Raw genomic sequence first — 15,623 nt, forward strand, 5'->3', positions numbered from 1 at the left:
CACCCGGGAGGGTGTGGGAGAGTAGGACACCGCCGGACAACCATTAACGGGGAGCCCCGACCAACACAGGTCGGGGCTCCCCGCATTTAACAACCAAAAATCACCAACAGGCCGCCCACGAAGACGGCCGGAACCCAGCTAGAAGCAGCCGCGACTGAGGGTTGAAGGACCCCCCAGTCGCGGCTGACATGCGTCGGGTCAGTGCCAGAACGCGCTGAGCGGACCGGCCAAGGCTTTGCCCTGATCGAAGCCGGCTTGGGCAGCTGCCGGCCGAAGCGACAGGTCCATGGCGTTGACGCCAAACAGGTGCTCAGCCTCCTTGACCGGGAAGACCGTTTCAACCCGGCTTCCGCTGCGGCGTAGTTCGTCTACCTGTGCGGTTAAGTGCATGCCCCATTCCATGGGAGTTCGCGTCCTACCTCCAAAGGGTGACAGCACCAGCACGCGACTGTACCCGCCCGCGAGGTCGGCGTTATCGGCGTTGGAACGGTAGCCGCCGTCGATATAGTGATTGCTGCCGATGCCGTAAGCGAACCCACTGGCACAGCTGGCGGCCACAGCGTCAACCAACTCCACTCCGCTATGGCGGTCGAACACCACCGGTTCACCGGTGCGGGCTTCAACCGCCGTGAGGAGCACTAATCGTTCCGGCCACTCCTGATGGGGTAGTCGGGCAGCAACGGTTTGGCGCCAGCGTGCACTGGAGCCTTCCATCGCTTCGGCCATGTCCAGAGCCGCGGCACCCATGCGGCGTCTCATATCGGCCATGTCCGTGGAGTCCTCCAGGATTCTTCCGGTTCGTTCCATATGGTCGGTCACAGCCCGGGCTCCGTTCCTCCCGCCGGCGTGCTTGGCAGGAGCTGATGGCGCGGAATCGGCGCCAGGGATCACTGCGGGCATCACTGCGGGCTTCCGCGGGGCCGCGGCAAGGACGGCATCAAAGAGCTCGGCTGGAGTTGCCCCCACCAATTGGGCCGCCGCCGTCGAACCGGCCGACGTGCCAACGGTGAGGTCCGCAGCGGTTACGTCCAACCCGGCGTCGAAAAGTCCAGCGGCGACGCCGATCAGCCATGCGTTGCCTGTGGACCCGCCGCCACCGAGGATCAGCGCCCGCTCACCAGCGGGCACTCTTTGTGAGGCGTCAATAGCCGGGTGGGGCTGGTGAGACACCAGCTGAGCGGAATCCTGCAGATGGGAGGGTGCAGGGACGTGCAAAGAAGAAGGAGTTGTGTTCATGGGAGTCGCCTTTCGCGATGTGCCTGTTTGGCGCTCCCAGTGGGCGACTAACTCAGTCGCGGGATCGTGGACAGGGGAGCGCCCACTGTGGATACTGCGTTCATGGGACTCACCTCCTGTCGAAAATCACGATCACCGGAAAGTTATCACCCTGCTGAATCCTGCGCAATCTTTGTGGGTGCCCGCCGGTAGAGTCCAGAGATGATTCTCACGCGAAACCTGGACATTGAATCAGCGGGCGAAGATGCCGCTCAGCTCCTCCTACGACCACTGGAAATTTCGGATGCGTCCTGTCTGGCCGCTGCCTACCGGCGGAACCGAGAGCACCTGGCGCCGTGGGAACCAGTCCGGGCCGACGATTTCTTCAGTACCGCAGGTCAGTCGGCGGTAATAGGGGGCAAGTTGGACCTTTATGAACAGGGCCTGGAGGTGCCGTGGGTTTTGACCACCGCACAGGGGGTCGTCGGGATGTTTACGCTTTCCGGCATCGTCCGGGGTCCCTTCCTGAGTGCCAACCTCGGCTACTGGGTGGATGAGGGATGCACCGGTAAGGGCGTGGCGTCCGGCGCGGTAGCCGCCGTCGTCAGCATGGCCACCGAGGAACTCGGCCTTCATCGAATCCAAGCCGCTACGCTGGCGCACAACGCGGCCTCCCAAACCGTCCTGAAACGGTCCGGTTTCGAGCGAATAGGGATAGCGCCGTCCTACCTCCAGATAGCCGGGGAGTGGCAGGACCACGTGTTGTTTCAACGTATTTTGTTCTAGTCGAGGCGGCCAGTGAGTGCCCGGCTTGGGTCGATCGCCAACGCCATAGGGTACGCCAAGGGCGTAAAGCACTCCTAAAAACCCCGAAAATCCGGTGATTTTGGTCAAAAAGGCGCGGAAACACGCGGAATTTGCTGGCCATGCCAGCCCAAGCTGGTAAGTTTTCGAACAGTGGCTTGCTCGCATTCCGCTTGAAAGCTCAAAAACGTATGAGTCCAGGAGGACGTAAATGGCTAAGAACCGTAGTGAACTCGTTGCAGAGGTAGCAGGCAAGGCTGGCACCAGCCAGGCAGCAGTCAACTCCGTGCTCGATGCACTGTTCGAAGTTTTCGAGACTTCTGTCGCCGCCGGCGAAAAGATCACCATCCCGGGCTGGCTCGCAGTTGAGCGCACCGACCGTGCAGCTCGCACCGGCCGCAACCCGCAGACCGGCGAAACCATCCAGATCGCAGCCGGCCACAGCGTCAAGCTGACCGCTGGCTCCAAGCTGAAGGCTGCTGTCGCCAAGAAGAAGTAACTACTCTTCGGCGAATGCCTAAAAGGGACGGCAACCTGCTGGTTGCCGTCCCTTTTGTTAGTTAATGCATATAGCGCCTCTTCCGATTCGCAGCCCGGCGGCAGGTAGCGGACAATGGATAGGTGCCATCAGCAAGAAGTTCCGCTACTGCCCCTTCGCCTGTTCCCAAGCCCGGAACGCGGGGAGGCACTACAGTCGCGGGCATTTCCTTGCCGTGGCAACTGGCTGGTCTGGCGGTGCTGTTCCTGACTCTCGCAGCGGCCCTTATCTTCTCCGGCGCCTCAGCTGCCCGGCAGGTCTCCGACCCCGGCGAGTTGGTCCGGTGGGGCCTCCCCATCGCGAAAGCCATCCACAATGTGTCAGTTGCAACGGTGGTTGGCGGCCTGATCTTTGCCGTCGGCATCCTGCCCAAGAACATCGGCGGATCCCGGTCCCGTGAAAAGGACCTTGACGCCCCCGAACATCCGGCCTTCGCACGGGCCTTGGCCGTTGCCGCGGCAGCAGGCGCAGCCTGGACATTGTCCGCAGTGGCGGTCCTCGTACTGACCTACGCAGATGTCGCAGGACAGGGGCTCTCCGGAGACGCGGAGTTCACACGTTCCTTGGTCTACTTCATGACAGACATCGAGACCGGCAAGGCCTGGCTCGCGGTCACCATCATTGCCGCCGTTGTCACCACTGCGTTGTTCGGCGTGAGGTCGCTGACAGGCCTGGCGTTCACGCTCCTGTTGGCCCTGATCGGCCTGATTCCCACAGCCCTGATTGGCCACTCCTCCAGTTCAAGCGACCATGAAGGCGCCATTAACTCCCTGGGCCTCCACCTGGTGGGTGTGTCCACTTGGGTTGGCGGCATCATCATGCTCGCGGTCCTCTCCGGCATTCTCACGGGTTCCCGGAGCAAGGGAACACCGGACATCACCGAGCAAACCCTGCGCCGCTTCTCGTCGTTGGCCGGTTTCGCCTTTGTCTTGGTGTTCGCTTCCGGTGTCATCAACGCAGCCATACGCGTGACAAACCCTGCCGACCTTTTTGGCTCCGCCTATGGCCAGCTCATTATCGCCAAGTCCCTAGCCACCCTGGTGCTCGGTGGTATCGGCTTCATGCACCGCCAGTGGGTCATCCCACAGCTTGGCAAGAACGGTTCCCTGTCCGCCCGCCGAGTGCTGTGGCAGCTCGTCTTGGTTGAGCTGCTGGTGATGGGCGCGACGTCGGGACTCGCCGTTGCGCTCGGACGCTCGGCGCCGCCGCAGCCCACCACCTACGCACCCGATGCCTCGCCGTCGTTCATCCTCTCCGGCTACGAGCTCCCACCGGAGCTCACCCCGGAACGCTGGTTGACTGAATGGCGCTTCGACTGGCTGTGGGTGGGCGTCGCCCTGTTCGGTGCCGTTTCCTACATCCTTGGCATCATCAAGGTCCGTAAGCGTGGCGACAAGTGGTCATGGTTCCGGACGGTGAACTGGCTCATCGGGCTGGTAGTGCTGATGTATATCACGTCCGGTCCGCCCGCCGTTTACGGGCGCGTGCTCTTCTCTGCACACATGGTGGATCACATGGCTCTCACCATGGTGGCTCCCATCTTCCTGGTCCTCGGTTCCCCCGTGACGCTTGCCTTGCGTGCCTTGCCGGCCCGGGGTGAAGGCGTTCACGGCTCGCGGGGGCTACGCGAATGGCTGCTGCTGTTCGTGCACTCAAAGTTCTCGCAGATCGTGACGCACCCGTTGTTCGCCGCTGCCAACTTCGCGGGCTCGATCGTCCTGTTCTACTACTCGGACCTGTTCAGCCTGGCGATGCGCGAGCACGTGGGCCATGAGCTCATGAACGTGCACTTCCTGCTGACCGGCTACATCTTTGTGCTCAGCATGATCGGTAGCGATCCTCTTCCCCGCCGCGCCCCGTACCCTATGCGCCTGCTCCTCCTGCTGGCCACCATGGGCTTCCACGCATTCTTTGGCGTGGCCATCATGGGTGGCACAGGGCTGCTGGCCGCGGATTACTTCGGAAACCTGGGCAGGGCCTGGGGCCCGTCGGCTATTGGGGACCAGCAACTGGGCGGTGCAGTGGCTTGGGGCATCGGCGAGGTTCCCACCCTGCTGGTGGCAATCGGCGTCGCAGTGATGTGGTCCCGTTCGGACGAACGGGAGACCCGCCGGGTGGATCGGGCCGCCGACAGGAATAACGACGCCGATCTCAGTGCTTACAACGATATGTTTGCCCGGCTCGCCGACCGCGACGCCAAGATCATCAATCGACCTACCCAGGCAGCCAGGACCCCTCAGGCGTCCATGGAGGCCCAAGGATCCACGCCGGCGCGGTCGGAACGCGGCAACGCCGAACACGCCACCACAGACTCTGCCGGGCAGACCGAACCGAACACCAAGCTGGAAGGACGCTGATGAGCGAAACCGTACGTACCCAACTCCGGGTCCGGGCCTCCGAACTGGAGGGCCGCGGCTGGCTCAACACGGGCGGGAAATCGCTGGACCTCGAGTCCTTGCGCGGCAAGATCGTGCTGCTGGATTTCTGGACCTTCTGCTGCATCAACTGCCTGCACGTGCTGGACGAACTGCGCCCCCTTGAGGAAAAGTACTCAGACGTCCTGGTGACGGTCGGCGTGCATTCGCCCAAGTTCGAACACGAAGCGGATCCCGTGGCACTGGCATCCGCCGTTGAACGCTACGAAATCCACCACCCCGTCCTGGATGATCCCGAGCTGGCAACGTGGAAGGCTTACACCGCCCGCGCGTGGCCCACACTGGTAGTCATTGACCCCGAGGGCTACATCGTGGCCCACCTCTCCGGCGAGGGGCACGCAGGCGGCCTCGCCGTCCTCCTGGAGGAACTCGTAGCCGAGCACGAGGCCAAGGGTACGCTCCACCGCGGTAACGGACCGTACGTTGCTCCCGAGCCGACGTCGGGCACTCTGCGTTTCCCCGGAAAGGCCACGCAGCTCGCCAACGGCAACTACCTGGTAGTGGATTCCGGCCATCACCGGTTGGTGGAGCTCCGCCCCGATCTTGAAACCGTGGAGCGCATCATCGGCTCCGGCACCAAGGGGTTCCTGGACGGGCAATCGGAGATCGCGCAGTTCAACGAACCCCAGGGCGTGACCGTCCTGCCGTCGGAATTGGCGTGGAAGCTCGGCTACGACGCAGTGGTTGCCGACACCGTCAACCATCGCCTGCGTGGCGTCACGTTGAGCTCAGGCTACGTGCAGACCCTCGCCGGCAACGGTGTTCAGCGGCTGCTCGACGCCGGCCCCGCCCGAGTGACGGACACCGGTGCCGGAACGTGGTCTGAACACCACGACGGCGGCCCGGCTGACTTCGCTGCCGACGCGATCGATGTTGGGGCGTTGGGTCTCGGCACCGAGGTTTCACTGTCCTCGCCGTGGGACGTGGTCTGGAGCGAAAAGCTGCAGCGAGTGGTCATCGCCATGGCAGGAACCCACCAGATCTTCGCCTTCGACCCCCTGGCCAACGAGGTTTCCATACTCGCCGGTTCCGGACTCGAGGGACTCCTAGACGGCAAAGCGGAGGAGGCATGGTTCGCCCAGTCGTCCGGTTTGGCCATTGATGGTGAAGACAACATCTGGGTTGCCGACTCGGAAACGTCATCCTTGCGTCGCCTGATGGTCAGCGATTCCGGCGTGACCGTGGAAACCGCAGTGGGCAAGGGCCTGTTCGATTTCGGATTCCGCGATGGCGGGGCCGATGAAGCACGCCTGCAACACCCCTTGGGTGTCACGGTCCTGCCGGACAATTCCGTGGCCATCGCGGACACCTACAACGGTGCCGTGCGCCGATACGACCCCGCAACCAAGTCCGTATCCACCTTGGCGAGGGGCCTCGCGGAGCCCAGCGACGTCGTCGTGGTTCAGGTTGAAGGCAGCGACCCGCTGCTGGTGGTTGTTGAGTCCAACAAGCACCAACTGGTCCTGGTTCCCATTCCCAAGGAAGCCCTGCAAGTGGATGAGGGAGCCTCGCAGACGCACCGTCCCAAGAGCCCGGTGACCCCCGGCACCCTGGAGCTCGCGGTGCGTTTCAAGGCACCCACCGGCCAGAAGCTGGACGACCGTTGGGGCGACCCCACGCAGTTGAAGATTTCCTCCACACCACCGGAGCTTCTGGTCTCAGGTGGTGGCACCTCGGTGGGCTTACTTCGCACTCTGGAACTCTCGGCCGACGTACCTGAGGGCATCCTGCACATCACTGCCCGCGCGGCCGCATGCGATGGTCCCGAGACTGAGGACGGCGAAATCCCGGACCACGCGGCCTGCCACCTCTACCAGCAGGACTGGGGCATTCCCGTAGTCCTGCAGGCCGACGGTGAGTCTGAGCTGGTGCTGGACCTGCGCGGCATGGACTAAGTCTCGTCACGCTGTCTCACTACACGGGAATGGCCCGGGTTTGACCTCTCAGGAGGTTGCCCGGGCCTTTTTCATGCCGTGGCAGCAGTCCCACGTGGACCGCTCGTGAGCCGCGGATTATCCACATAGCCCACTTGGGCAGTGCCGGCTCTATGCCTGGAACGACAGGCTGAGGGGATGGGAGTCGAGGAAGCCTTGCACCGTCTAGGGGGCGCGGCTAGACGGCCGGCTATGACCAGTCTCGGCGTCACCGACGCAGCGTTGAGACGTGCCAGCCGTGGAGGAGTTCTCCAGCCCGCGCGGGGAGTGTATGCCTTAGCCTCGGCTGATGCCGCCCACGTCGGGTTAGTTACCAACCGTCAGCTGCTCACGTGCATTAGTGCGGCCGGTTTCTACAACCTCTGGGTGCTGGCGAGCAGTGATTCCGTGCACGTGTACCAAGCCCGTGGAGATGCCGGCGCCGCAGTAGTCCAGCACCGTGGGTTGCTGTTGCCTCCCCACCCATACCGCCCGGTCGCCTCCCTGGCCGATGTGCTGATACATGCTGTGCGGTGCCGGCCGTGGACGGAGGCCTTGGTGATGGTGGAGTGCGCAGTGGGCAGGGGTGACATGACAGTGGACTTCCTGCTGATGCGTCTGGAGGGCAAAAGGAACGGCAAAGCCCGGGCTGTCCTCGGGTGGGTGGACCGCGGAGCGGAATCGCTGTTGGAGACGCTGGCCAGAACGCACTTCCGGCTGGCGGGGATCAGCGTGCAAACACAGTTCTATCTGGAGGGTGTGGGCTACGTGGATCTAATTCTGGAGGGCTGGTTGTTAGTGGAGCTTGATGGTCGTCACCACTCTGACTGGGCTCAGGTTAAAAAGGACCATCGTCGAGGGAATGTCTCAGCTGTGAAGGGGTACACAGTGCTCCGCTACTACTATGCCGACGTAGTCCATCATCCTGAGGAAATGGTTCAGGAGGTCTTGGCGGTGCTGGCCCGGGGGAAACCGCTCAAGACACCGTCACGCTGAGCAAGGTTTTGCCGGCTCTGGAGAGGCCCATCCCCAGGAATCCAGGGAACTCGGGTGGGAATCAGGCTAAAAAGTTGCGGGGCGTGACACGGCTGGGCCACGGACGGGGAAGAAAAGTCAGAAGGTCAGCATCGGGGTGACCGTCACAGTGTCAGCGCCCACGTCCAACTGGGTGGTGAAGCTGAAATCGTGCTCCACATTGAGGTCGTTGACGAACCCGGTGAAGAGGTTGATCTCCCGGGCGGTCAATGTGGCCTTGCCGTTAAGGGGGGCCACTACCCACTTGCCGCCGAACGGCTCAATGGTGATCTTGGGGTACTCCGTGATGGCCCACTTGATGGTTCCATCCACCACGCGGGCATTGCTGGCGTGATAGAACGGGCAATCGGGCTGGAGGCGCTGCTGTTCAGTGGCTTGGGCGGCACACGTGTCCAGGAATTCCCGGACCTTGCCTGCGACGGCTTCATTCATGGCCTTGGTGGACCGTGTCTGCAGGTTCAAGGGTGCCTGGCCGCCGTCGCGCGTTGCCACCAGTGCGGAGGCCGACGGAGCTTCGAAGTAAGTGCCGTTCAGGCTTGCCTCGTACTTACCGGGGAAGAAGACGGCAAAGTTGTTGCGCCCATTGGGCATGTTCACGGGTACACCGTTGAGGGTGGCCTCGCTGGAATTGACCACGGTGACTTCAATGGTGGGAAGCGTGGTGGGGACGAACGCCCATTTAGCGAAGAACAGCCACTGGGTCCCGGTCCGTTCCATCAGGAATTCCGTGTGGAGGCGGCTGCCGTCAAGGGTGTAGTCCACAGGCACAGCCATCCGGTTGCTGCCCCGGGCTTCGGGGTTTCCCACCTTGATGTCGGTCATCTTGGATGCGGCCGTTTGCAGGGCTGTGCCGTCCAGCATGGCGGCGTTTGCGCTGGGTACTTTGGCGCGGAGCAGGCCCAGCGCTTCTTCGCCTTCGCCGTGCTGCAGGGCTGTCAGATACTCCTTGACAGGCTGCTGCGGACTGGCCACGGAGGAGCTCACCAGGTTGATGCACACGATGGCTCCGGCGGCAGCAAGCATCAGACCGAGCAGCCATCCGGCTGCGGTCTTGACGAACGCTTGACTCAACTGCACGCCCTTTACGTTACCTGCCACCGCAGCCAACCCCGTGCAGGAAGACCTTGGAACGACATATATCCACCGATTGGAGAAGGCTCGACGCCGGGTGGCAGCGGGCGTTGCTGCCGCCCGGCGTCGTGGTTCCGGCCTTCAAACAGGACTAGCGGCGACGCCGCGAGGACGTGCCGAAGACCCCACGCATGAGGTCGCGGCCCAGCTGAGTTCCCATGGAGCGGACCATGCTCTTGAGCCCGCCACCCAGCGCTCCACCGAGGGCACCGGCGATGTCGCCGAACATGCCGTCCTGTTGTGAGGACTGCGGTGCCGGAGCGGGAGGAGCAGGCGGTGCCGGGAAAGGCTCAGGCGACGAGGACCGTGAGCTGGGACGGCCCAGGATTTCCTCTTCGATCCGGCGCGCTTCGGCGTCGATGTCCGCCTGCGAAGCCCCGAGAGTACCGGAGGCCCCAGGGGTTCCGGAAGAGGGCACCGGGGGCAACCCCGGCGCAGCATCTCCAGTAGGAGCGGTTGCCTGGCCAGTGAGTTTCTCGTAGGCGGACAGGTTGTCCACGGCGGTGCCGTATTTCGCCAGCAAGGAGGATGCGGCCACGGCGCTTTGGATAAGTTCGTTAGTGCTGGGCCCCATCACGGACTCGGGAGCGCGGAGCCGGGTCAAGGCAACGGGCGTGGGTGCGCCTTTCTCGTTCATGACGGTGATGACGGCCTCGCCGATGCCTGCGGAGGTGAGTGTCTCTTCCAGGTTGTAGTCGCTGACCGGGAGGGTGGACACCGTGGCCTTCAAAGCCTTGGCATCTTCCGGGGTGAAGGCGCGCAGGGCGTGTTGGACGCGGTTGGCGAGCTGGCCAAGGACATCGGCGGGAACATCCTTGGGCGTCTGGGTGACGAAGAAGATGCCCACGCCCTTGGATCGGATGAGCCGGACCGTGGTGGTGATCGCTTCGAGGAAGGCCTTGGACGCGCCGTTGAACAGCAGGTGCGCCTCATCAAGGAAGAAAACGAGTTTAGGTTTGTCCAGGTCGCCGGCTTCGGGCAGGTCCTCGAAGAGGTCGGCCAGGAGCCACATGAGGAACGTGGAGAACAACAGCGGCTTGGTCTGCAGCGTGGGAAGCTCCAGGCAGCTGATGACGCCGCGGCCATCGGGTGCCGTGCGGAGGAGTTCGGCGGTATCGAATTCGGGCTCGCCGAAGAACTTCTCCATGCCCTGCGCCTCAAGGGTGACCAGCTCGCGCAGGATCACGCCGGCCGTGGCTTTGGACAGCCCGCCGAGGTTGGCGAGCTCGGCCTTGCCTTCGTCCGAGGTGAGGAACTGGATAACAGCCCTCAAGTCCTTGAGGTCGATCAGTTCCAGGTTGTTCTGGTCCGCGAAATGGAAGATCAGCTGGAGGCTGGACTCCTGCGTGTCGTTCAAATCCATGATGCGCGAGAGCAGGATGGGCCCGAACGAGGTGATGGTGGCGCGGACGGGGATGCCGTGGCCGTCGCCGCCCAAGGAGAGGAACTCCACCGGGAAGTTTTTGGCCTGCCAATCCTGCCCAAGCGCTTGCGTGCGTGCGGTCAGCTTCTCACTGCCGGTGGCGGGCGTCGCCAGTCCGGACAGATCACCTTTGATGTCCGCGAGGAAAACCGGAACACCCGCCGTCGACAATTGCTCGGCAATCATGTGCAGCGTGACTGTCTTACCTGTGCCCGTGGCGCCAGCCACCAAACCGTGCCGGTTCATCATGGCGAGCGGAAGCCGGACCTGCGCTTCTTTGTGGATCTCGCCGTCTACGATCGCGGCGCCGAGTTCTATGGTGGCACCTTCCAGGGTGTATCCCTGCTGGATGGTGGCGAGTTTTTCGGCAGTCGTCTTGTTGGCCATGCGCATAGCTTAGCTCTGCACGGCAAGATCCTTGCTGAAGGCCAAATGCTTGATGTCTTCCGGGTCCGCGGCGAGTTCGAACAGTGCTTTGTAGCCTGTGGCGAGGTAGAGGTTTTTGGCCTCAGGCTGGCGCGGCCCGGTGGTGAGGTACAGCTTCCGGTAGCCCCGGCGTCGAGCTTCATTCTCCAGTTCTGTCAGCACCAGCCGTGCCAGACCGCGGCGGCGGTGGGCCGAATGCGTCCAGATCCGCTTCAGTTCCGCGGTGTGCTGGTCGTAGCGCCGGAACGCGCCGCCAGCCACTGACTCGCCGTTCTCCTGGATGATGATCAGGGCGCCGTGCGGGGCTTCGAATTCCTCGGCCGGGTACCTGTTCAGTTCTTCGGCAGCGCCGCCGGTGCCGAACAGGTTGCCGTAGCGGGTTTCGTATTCGACGGCGAGCTCGTCCAGGAGCGGACGAACGCGGGGATCGCGCATGGGCAGGCTGAGGACGGTAAGGCCCGACGTCGGCAGGGTTGGCGTGGAGGTCATGTCAGGCCTTTCGTAGGTGGATCCCAAGTAGGTAGCAGTTGACGTCGTTCTGAGGGCTCATAACGACGTCAACTGCGACTCAGTTGGGTGGGTGGCGGCAACTGTGGAGAGGATGCGGCGTGCCAGGGCATCGTTTTCCCTGAACGGTGCCGCGTTGGTGTTGGGACGGGCAAACGCACCCGCGCCCCAGCCGGACGTCCACGGCCCCACCGCGAACAGCCCCTTCTGAGGAATAGCAACAGGGGACAGGACCTCGTGATTCCCGGACACCAGGAGTTTGCCGGTGGAGTGGGCGCCCTCCGAGGTGAGGAGTCGTTGTTCGGTGCCCCATCCGGCGTGGTGCAGGTCAGCCAGGGCGGGGTTCGCGGAGCGTTCCACGGACGCGGAAGGCAGCCGAGCCTCAATGTACGCGGACGCATCCACCACCACGGGCGATTGGAACGTCCCGGCAACGAACCTCCCCATGGAGTCGTCGGCGCGGACCCACATGCCAGGGCCAAGGAACTTCAGGAGCCCGGCCCTGTGCAGTGCGAGCATTTCGCGGAGCCGGTGCGCTGGCGGCCCCGAGTCCACGAAGCTGAAGAAGCCGTGCCACCAACCGTGAATGGTCTGTTGAGAGCGTGCATTGAGCCGGTCTTGCGGGACCAAACGCCCCAAGTCCATGTACACGTACAACAACGCCGTGAACAGGGCGAGGGTTTCGGAGTGGTCCGGGCTGGTCCTGAGGTTCAGGTCGTTCTGGATGTAGGCGGCCACGGAGCGCTGGACAGTTTCATGGTCGGCGAAAGCGCAGCCGCTCAGGGGGTGGTCCAGCTTTTCGAGGTCCAGGCGCAACGCAGGATCCGGTATGGAGAAGGCCGCCAGTTCTTCCCGGGCAGCGCTGTACCAGTCAACGGCATCCAGGCGCGCCTCAAAGCTTGCCCACGTCCCCAACACCCGCGACGGGTAGCCGGTGAACAGCTCGCGGTAGTAGGCGTAGCCGGCGTCTTTGGCGATCAGCGGCCACAGGTGTGTGCGGAAATCGAGTTCCTGGTGCGTGGCCAACAGAGCGTCAATGGCGGAGGACGTGAAGTATCGCGGACGGGCCACCGCTTCACCCCGCAGAGCCGAGGAGATCTTGGAATGGTACGGCACACCGCGCCGTGACCCGGCCCAGACCCGCGGCTCGGCGCCGGAGGGCACATAGTCCAGTTCGCCGTCGGGCCTTTCTTCAAAGCGGCCGCCACGGCCCTCAAACAACAGCACCAGCAGGTCCACGAAGGCGAGCCCCATGCCGGAGACAATCACATCCTGCCCTGCTTCAATCCCGGAGTAGTCCACATCAGTGGTGTACGACGGCGGCGCATGGAACCCGCCGTGCCGGGCAGCGAATTCACTGTGGCGCGCCGATTCGGGATCAGTCAAGGAATCGGTGTGGCCCAGCGCGTACACCACGACGTCGGCAACCACGTCGGCGCCGGAAGCCAGCCTCACGCGGTGCGCATCGTCGTGGTGCGTTGCAGTTGAGGCCGCGCTGCTGCCAGAAGAACGCTCGACGCCGGTGGCTGTGTCGCGGTGAACGGTCACGGTGACCTCGGGGCCAAGATTGCTCACGGCCCGGCGGAAGAACCACTCGAGGTACTTGCTCTGCAGTTGCCGGGTGGGAAAGGACGATGGTGTCAGCGCGCGGAGTTGGTCCAGAAGGTGCGGCTCCAATGCCGGGACGTCGCGGATACTGCCATCCAGGACGCCGGCCGCCCATGTGAACAATCCGGGTCCGTCAGCAGCGGGCCCATCGCAGGCCACGGAGGCATCGGTGAACATGGTGACGTCCGCGGCCGTGGAGTTCAGCAGCAGCCCGGGATCCTGGTCATAACGCCAGATCCTCCCGGAGCCGGGCTCATGGGGTTCGATGACATGGATGTGCAGGGGGCCGCCGAAAAGTTCGGGACGGTTGGCTGCAAGCCGTTCAAGGACGCCGGCCGTGCGCGGGCCGCCGCCGATGAAGGCGATGGCGGGTACTCGTGACGGCATGGGATCTCCTGAAAAACAGTGGTTGGTGATGCCCAATCTAGGGACGTTGAGCCATGCCGGTCGAGGCGGCGGTAACCGCCGTTCACCACACGTCACGCAGCGTTAACGAGCGCAAAATCCCGACTCATAAGGCGCCCCGTGACCACGATTGTGACGCCGTGAGAACTCCCGAGAAGCCGCGCGAAGTCCAGTGAAGAAGTGCAAATTCCCGCCTTGCTGCCGGGTTTCGCGCGGCCCTAGATTGGCAGCCATCCGATAGACAACAACCGATCTGAATTGAGGTGGCGCATGAGTGCAATCGCACCGCCTGCCACGGCGGAAACTGCACCGCCCACCCCGGACTACTCCGAGTACAAGGTGGTTCCGGCCCGGCAGCCCTGGCGCTGGGTGGGAACCGTTCTTGTAGCCGCCGGCGTCGCAGCCATTGCGTGGTCGCTGGTTACCAACCCGCGCTGGGAGTGGGGCGTAGTGGCCGAATGGTTCACCGCTCAGTCGGTAGTAAACGGACTGATCGAGACCCTCAAGCTCACGGCCATTTCCGGTGTCCTCGGTTTCGTCCTCGGATTCATCCTGGCCCTCATGCGTCTGTCCTCTTCGCCGCTGTTGGTCTCGGTGTCCTGGACGTTCTCCTGGATCTTCCGCTCCACGCCGCTGCTGGTCCAGCTCCTGCTCTGGTACAACCTGGGCTACCTGTACGAGAAGATCAGCCTGGGCATCCCCTTCACGGACGTCCGCTTTTTCGAAGCACAGACCACCACGCTCATCAGCCAGTTCGCTGCTGCGGTGCTGGGGCTCACGCTGAACCAGGCCGCCTACTCTGCCGAGATCATCCGCGGCGGTATTCTCTCCGTGGACCAGGGCCAGCTCGAGGCCGCCTCCGCGTTGGGCATCCCCGCGTGGAAGCGATCCACCAGGATTGTGCTGCCGCAAGCCATGCGCGCCATCCTGCCCAACGCTTTCAACGAGATCATCGGCCTGGTCAAGGGCACCTCGATTGTTTACGTCCTGGCCTACTCCGAACTGTTCTACACGGTCCAGGTCATCTACAACCGGACCCAGCAGGTTCTTCCCCTGCTGCTCGTGGCCACGCTCTGGTACGTGGTGATCACCTCGGTGCTGAGCGTTTTCCAGTACTACATTGAGCGCCACTTTTCCAAGGGCGCCCTGCGGACTCTGCCGCTCACGCCGTTGCAGAGGGCCCGGAAGTTCTTCACCACCCACGTTGCTGCCTCTCCCACGAAGGACGCCCGATGAGCATCATCGCTGCACGCAAAGATTCCGCCGCGGCTGCCAAGGTCGCAGACACAACCGCAAACAAGGTCGCAGACAAAACCCAGGGCGAAAGCCCGGCTGCCGGTGCGGCAGGGGAACATGCCGGCACGACGACGGCGCAGCCCACCTCAGTGGACAGGCCGGCAACCCGCGGTCAGGTGGACATCACGAATGTCCGGAAGTCCTTTGGCACCACCGAGGTCCTCAAGGGTGTGTCCTTGTCCGTGCCGCCGGGTGGCGTGGCCGTGATTGTTGGCCCGTCCGGCTCCGGCAAGTCCACCCTGTTGCGCACCATCAACCACCTGGAAAAGGTTGACGGCGGTTACATCACCATCGACGGCGAACTGGTGGGCTACGAGGTCCGCGGCAACAAGCTTCACGAGCTGCGTGAAAAGGACATCCTCAAGCAACGCACCCACATTGGCATGGTGTTTCAGAGCTTCAACCTGTTCCCGCACCTCACCGCCCTGGAGAACGTGATCGAGGCGCCCATCGTGGCCCAGAAACGGTCCAAGGCTGAGGCCCGGAAGCGTGGCCTGGAACTCCTGGACAGGGTGGGCCTGAAGGATCGCGCCGATGCCTACCCGCGACAGCTTTCCGGTGGCCAACAGCAGCGCGTTGCGATTGCACGGGCGCTGGCACTGGATCCCAAGATTCTCCTGTTCGACGAGCCAACATCGGCACTGGACCCGGAACTCGTGAACGAGGTCCTGGACGTCATCCGTGAACTGGCCAAGTCCGGCACCACCCTGATTGTGGTGACGCACGAGATGGGTTTTGCCCGGGACGTCGCGGACACCGTGGTGTTCATGGACCAGGGCCAGATTGTGGAGTCCGGCACTCCTCAGGACATCTTCGCCAACCCCCGCGAGGAACGTACCCGCAGCTTCTTCTCCAAAGTCATCGAACCAGCTTTCAACATCTAGGAC

12 protein-coding genes are annotated in these 15,623 nt (G+C 63.3%); 7 read left to right on the forward strand and 5 right to left on the reverse strand.

Annotation, left to right across the window (positions count from 1 at the left end; translation table 11 throughout):
* Positions 1-198: 198 nt before the first annotated feature.
* Entirely contained in the window at positions 199-1,236 is a 1,038-nt protein-coding gene (locus ACIQH5_RS15075; protein WP_400404714.1) for a patatin-like phospholipase family protein, read from the reverse strand.
* A 201-nt stretch (positions 1,237-1,437) separates the two neighbouring features.
* On the opposite strand from ACIQH5_RS15075, the gene ACIQH5_RS15080 reads away from it, so the two are divergent.
* From ACIQH5_RS15080 to ACIQH5_RS15100, 5 genes are all read left to right on the forward strand, one after another.
* Entirely contained in the window at positions 1,438-2,001 is a 564-nt protein-coding gene (locus tag ACIQH5_RS15080; protein WP_400404717.1) for a GNAT family N-acetyltransferase, read from the forward strand.
* A gap of 229 nt (positions 2,002-2,230) precedes the next feature.
* Positions 2,231-2,518 (forward strand): HU family DNA-binding protein, encoded by a 288-nt coding sequence (locus tag ACIQH5_RS15085; RefSeq protein ID WP_011776355.1) that lies wholly within the window; start codon positions 2,231-2,233, stop codon positions 2,516-2,518.
* 122 nt (positions 2,519-2,640) lie between these two features.
* Positions 2,641-4,914 (forward strand): cytochrome c oxidase assembly protein, encoded by a 2,274-nt coding sequence (locus ACIQH5_RS15090; RefSeq protein ID WP_400404719.1) that lies wholly within the window; start codon positions 2,641-2,643, stop codon positions 4,912-4,914.
* Positions 4,914-6,887, forward strand: a complete 1,974-nt coding sequence (locus ACIQH5_RS15095; protein WP_400404722.1) for an NHL domain-containing thioredoxin family protein — start codon at positions 4,914-4,916, stop codon at positions 6,885-6,887. The genes ACIQH5_RS15090 and ACIQH5_RS15095 overlap by 1 nt, the downstream gene beginning before the upstream one ends.
* A 231-nt stretch (positions 6,888-7,118) precedes the next feature.
* Positions 7,119-7,901, forward strand: coding sequence for an endonuclease domain-containing protein (locus tag ACIQH5_RS15100; RefSeq protein ID WP_400404725.1), 783 nt, complete (start codon positions 7,119-7,121; stop codon positions 7,899-7,901).
* Between the two features lie 117 nt (positions 7,902-8,018).
* Here the strand turns inward: ACIQH5_RS15100 and ACIQH5_RS15105 are convergent, their stop codons facing one another.
* The 4 genes from ACIQH5_RS15105 to ACIQH5_RS15120 all read right to left on the reverse strand — a co-directional run bounded on the left by ACIQH5_RS15105 (position 8,019) and on the right by ACIQH5_RS15120 (position 13,422).
* The gene (locus ACIQH5_RS15105; RefSeq protein WP_400404728.1) at positions 8,019-9,047 is read right to left on the reverse strand and encodes a hypothetical protein; all 1,029 of its coding nucleotides are present in this window, start codon (positions 9,045-9,047) and stop codon (positions 8,019-8,021) included.
* A 115-nt stretch (positions 9,048-9,162) separates the two neighbouring features.
* Positions 9,163-10,881, reverse strand: coding sequence for a helicase HerA-like domain-containing protein (locus ACIQH5_RS15110; protein WP_400404730.1), 1,719 nt, complete (start codon positions 10,879-10,881; stop codon positions 9,163-9,165).
* Between the two features lie 9 nt (positions 10,882-10,890).
* Positions 10,891-11,409 carry a GNAT family N-acetyltransferase gene (locus ACIQH5_RS15115; protein WP_400404732.1) on the reverse strand — a complete coding sequence of 173 codons (519 nt, stop codon included), beginning with the start codon at positions 11,407-11,409 and terminating at the stop codon, positions 10,891-10,893.
* A 57-nt stretch (positions 11,410-11,466) separates the two neighbouring features.
* On the reverse strand, positions 11,467-13,422 hold the full coding sequence (locus ACIQH5_RS15120; protein ID WP_400404734.1) for an FAD/NAD(P)-binding protein: 1,956 nt from the start codon (positions 13,420-13,422) through the stop codon (positions 11,467-11,469).
* A gap of 288 nt (positions 13,423-13,710) precedes the next feature.
* On the opposite strand from ACIQH5_RS15120, the gene ACIQH5_RS15125 reads away from it, so the two are divergent.
* Together ACIQH5_RS15125 and ACIQH5_RS15130 are read left to right on the forward strand one after the other, a co-directional pair.
* Positions 13,711-14,676 (forward strand): amino acid ABC transporter permease, encoded by a 966-nt coding sequence (locus ACIQH5_RS15125; protein ID WP_400404737.1) that lies wholly within the window; start codon positions 13,711-13,713, stop codon positions 14,674-14,676.
* On the forward strand, positions 14,673-15,620 hold the full coding sequence (locus ACIQH5_RS15130) for an amino acid ABC transporter ATP-binding protein (RefSeq protein WP_400404740.1): 948 nt from the start codon (positions 14,673-14,675) through the stop codon (positions 15,618-15,620). The genes ACIQH5_RS15125 and ACIQH5_RS15130 overlap by 4 nt, the downstream gene beginning before the upstream one ends.
* Positions 15,621-15,623 lie beyond the last annotated feature (3 nt).

The sequence above is a fragment of the Paenarthrobacter sp. NPDC091711 genome, from assembly GCF_044756605.1.
GTDB lineage: Bacteria > Actinomycetota > Actinomycetes > Actinomycetales > Micrococcaceae > Arthrobacter.